At 73.6% G+C, this 1744-nt stretch carries 3 protein-coding genes; 1 reads left to right on the top strand and 2 read right to left on the bottom strand.

Annotated features, from left to right (window positions below; translation table 11 throughout):
* Positions 1-153 precede the first annotated feature (153 nt).
* Complete coding sequence (locus Q7W29_02285; GenBank protein ID MDO9170639.1) at positions 154-858, bottom strand: hypothetical protein; 705 nt, start codon at positions 856-858, stop codon at positions 154-156.
* 166 nt (positions 859-1024) lie between these two features.
* Here Q7W29_02285 and Q7W29_02280 point away from each other — a divergent pair, with 166 nt between their 5' ends.
* A complete protein-coding gene (locus tag Q7W29_02280) occupies positions 1025-1501 on the top strand; it encodes a VOC family protein (GenBank protein MDO9170638.1) in 477 nt (158 codons plus the stop codon).
* A gap of 30 nt (positions 1502-1531) precedes the next feature.
* On the opposite strand, the gene Q7W29_02275 is transcribed toward Q7W29_02280, so the two are convergent.
* On the bottom strand, positions 1532-1744 hold a 213-nt coding region (locus Q7W29_02275; GenBank protein MDO9170637.1), incomplete at its 5' end, for a hypothetical protein.

The raw sequence follows: 1744 nt of genomic DNA, 5'->3' as shown, positions 1-1744 counted from the left end.
CCTGCAGGACTACGCGTCCCCGCCCACGCGCGAGGCCGGCCGCCGGCTGGTGGAGCGGGAGCTGGCGGCCTTCCCCGAGGGGGCGGCCAAGGAGTCGCTGCGGCGCCGCCTGCAGGCGACGCGGGACGGGGCGCACGACCTGTACGAGTAGCGCTACTTCCTTCCCGCTTCCCGCTTGTAGACCGAGCGCAGGGTGACCTCCTTGTCCGCCTGCGGCGGCTTGAAGGTCGTGACGACCGTCAGTTCGCTCCCGTCGGCGCTCAGCTCGTAGACCGTCGTGCGGGCGCCGCCGGACTGGTCTTCGCTGCGCACGACGACCTTGCCGCCCTCGACCCCGGCCGACTCGAAGACCTGGCCGCGGTGCGTCCAGCGCTCGGCCTTGCGGCCGTCGGTGGTGAGCGACTGCGTGATCTCCATGGCGTCGGTCACGTCGAACTCCGGCCCTTCGTGGAAGATGACCAGGCGCTTGCGGCCGCCGGCCATCTCGGGCGGCCCGCCGCCGCCCGGGCGCTGCTGGTCCGTCTGTTCGCCGCCGAACTTGCCGCTGCGGGTGTTGCCTTGGCCGCCGCCGCCCATGCCGCCGCCGCCACCCATGCCCGGCCCACCACCCATGCCGCCGCCGCCGCCTCCCATGCCCGGTCCACCGCCCATGCCGCCGCCGGGCCGGCCTCCCATGCGGCCCGCCTGGGCCTCCGTCTTCGGCATGAGCTTGGCGGGATCGTCGGAGCGGGCGACGTCCAGGGTCCAGGCGCCGTTGAAGCCGGAGGGGGCCGCCGCCGGCTTGTCGTCGGCGATCAGCGCCGACGGCAGGAACGCCGCGGCGAGGATGCCGAGCAGCACGATCTTGGTTTGTTTCATGAACGGGTCCTTCCGGGAAGTGGGGGTGTGGACGGCCGTACGCGCGGGCGGCCCCGATCCTGCGGCGGGAAGCGCCCGGAGGTCGATGATTCCTGGAGCGCGCCGGGCGCCCATCGGGTATGATGCCCCGGCCCGCGCGACGCCCGTCCGGGACCAGGAGGCACCCATGTCCGCGACCCGTCTGCCCGCCGGTTTCCACAGCCTGACCCCGCAGCTCGCCGTCGACGGCGCCGACCGCGCCATCGAGTACTACAAGCTGGCGTTCGGGGCGGAACTGTTGCGCCGTCACGAGGGACCGGGCGGCAAGGTGGCCCACGCCCTGCTGCGCATCGGCGATTCGGTGCTGATGGTCAACGACGCGTTCCCGGAGTGGGGCTCGCACGCGCCCTACGAGAACCTCTCGCCCTGCACCCTGCACCTGTACGTGGAGGACGCCGACGAGACGTTCGCGCGGGCGGTCGCCGCCGGCGCGAAGGTGACGATGCCGGTGCAGGACACGTTCTGGGGGGACCGCCACGGCGAGCTGCTCGACCCGTTCGGACACCGCTGGGCCGTGGCCGCCTGCGTCGACGAGATGACGCCGCAGCAGCTCGAGCGCGCCGCCGAGGAGGCCATGCGGCGGATGCGGGCGGGAGACGATTGATCGGGACGAATGATCGGGACGACTGACCGTTCAGCCGCCCGACGTCCGTCCCGTCACGAGGTCCAGCGCCAGCGACGCCACCGCGTACCCGAAGATCCCCGGCAGCGCGATCCCGCTCGGCAGCCGGTTGCGGATCCGGCCGCGGTCGAACCGCGGGTCCGCCGTGTCGGGCGCCAGCGCCTCCGCGGGTTCCTCCTCCGACCACACGCAGGGGATGGGCGCGGTCACCCCGCGCCGCCGCAG

This window comes from bacterium (assembly GCA_030654305.1).
Taxonomy (GTDB): Bacteria; Krumholzibacteriota; Krumholzibacteriia; order LZORAL124-64-63; family LZORAL124-64-63; genus PNOJ01.
The sequence above is the reverse complement of the archived record's forward strand: the minus strand, read 5'-3'. Positions and strand labels throughout refer to the sequence as shown.